Here is a 1,372-nt window from a genome sequence, read left to right as displayed (position 1 = left end):
TGAGGATGACTATAAACCAACCTTGATCGCCGGACCGGCCTCCGGGTGCACGCTGCGGACCCGCCCAACTGGTGCCTGCGATCTCGCTGCCGACGTCTCCGCTCCGCACGCTTGCCGCCCCACTCGAACGGCGTCGGCGAGCGGTTCCAGTGCTCCGTCACCGCCTCGATCCAGGCGATGATCTCCCCCGGACTGCCCGGCTCCTGGCCGTCCAGGGCCCGCCGCTTGAGGATCCTTTGGAAGCTCTCGGCCATGTTCAGCCACGACCCGCCCAGCGGCGTGTAGAGCGGCATGATCCCGTGGGCGAAGAGCCAAAGGACGAAGGACGGCGTCTTGTGGCCGGCCAGGTTGTCCAGCACCAGGAGCATCCGCAGCGGGGGCATCTCGGCCGACGTCGGGCCCGTCCGGCCCCCACGCCAACGCTCCCATGTCCCTCGCATCGAAGCGGCGGGCGTCGCCGGCGGCGACGCCAGGATCGTCGTCAACTCCTCCTTCAGCCAGGCGTGGAGCACGGTGTTGGGGCAGGCGGTCACCCCCTTGACCCGCGCCCGGCCGTCGGCCGGATGGAACAGCGTCAGGGCCTTGGCCGTGCCGTTGCGGACGTACTCGTGCGGCTGTCGGGCCGGCCGCCCCTCGGGGCGCCACGACTGGCCGGGCTGGGGGGCCGTCTGGAACGGGCCGGCCTGGTCGGTGCACCAGACCGTCAGCCCCATCGCCTCGCCGAGCCGGTAGGCGTCCTCGATCAGCTTTTTTTTGACGAAGCGTCCGGGTCGGTGACGACGACCGGCCCATCCTTGCGGACGCGGAGGACCGTCCCGGTGGGGCACCAGGTGCGGCTCCTCTGATGCGAGCACCCGGCCTGGTGGAGCACTCGCCAGATGGTGTAGGTCGACACCGCGGGCAGGCCGTCGGGCGCCGATCGGAGGGCCCGGCGCAAGGTGGTCAGGCTCCAGGCGGCGGTGCCGTCGGCCTTGGGCGTGGGCGTGCGTCGGGCCTCGCGCAGGATCCGCTCGGCGGCCTCGTCATCGTAGCGTCGAGGCCGGCCGCCGCCGTGGCGTGGATCGAGCGCGGCGAGGCCCTCGGCGTTGAAGCGGGCGACCAGGCGGGAGACGGCGACTCCGGAGCGGCGGCCGACCGATCGAGCCGCTTGCTGATAGCCGTCGCCCCGTGCCACGGCCAGGAGGATGGCGGCTCGGGCGAAGCGTGCGGCGGGTCCGGCCTGAGCTCGGCCGATCTTGCCGAGGAGGGCGACCTCATCGTCCGTCAATGGTCGGAGCGGATCGATCTTGCGGCGTGACATCGTTGACCTCCGTGTGATCAGAGGTCATCGATGCTATCACGATCGTCGCCTTTATTGTCACGAGCGAGCCAA

General features: G+C 70.8%; 2 protein-coding genes. Both read right to left on the bottom strand.

Annotated features, from left to right (window positions below):
* The coding region (locus G6O68_RS31790) for a transposase (RefSeq protein WP_206108293.1) at nt 1-827 on the bottom strand (827 nt) is incomplete at its 3' end.
* Entirely contained in the window at nt 743-1,300 is a 558-nt protein-coding gene (locus tag G6O68_RS31785; RefSeq protein ID WP_165253764.1) for a helix-turn-helix domain-containing protein, read from the bottom strand. The genes G6O68_RS31790 and G6O68_RS31785, both read right to left, overlap by 85 nt.
* Between the last annotated feature and the right edge of the window lie 72 nt (nt 1,301-1,372).

The sequence above is a fragment of the Paludisphaera soli genome, from assembly GCF_011064595.1.
In the GTDB taxonomy this organism is placed as follows: domain Bacteria; phylum Planctomycetota; class Planctomycetia; order Isosphaerales; family Isosphaeraceae; genus Paludisphaera; species Paludisphaera soli.
This window is presented reverse-complemented; position numbering and strand designations above follow the sequence as displayed.

What these genes read in the sequence shown, in the direction of transcription:
- G6O68_RS31785 (WP_165253764.1), bottom strand. Translation starts at nt 1,300, where the DNA reads ATGTCACGCCGCAAGATCGATCCGCTCCGACCATTGACGGACGATGAG.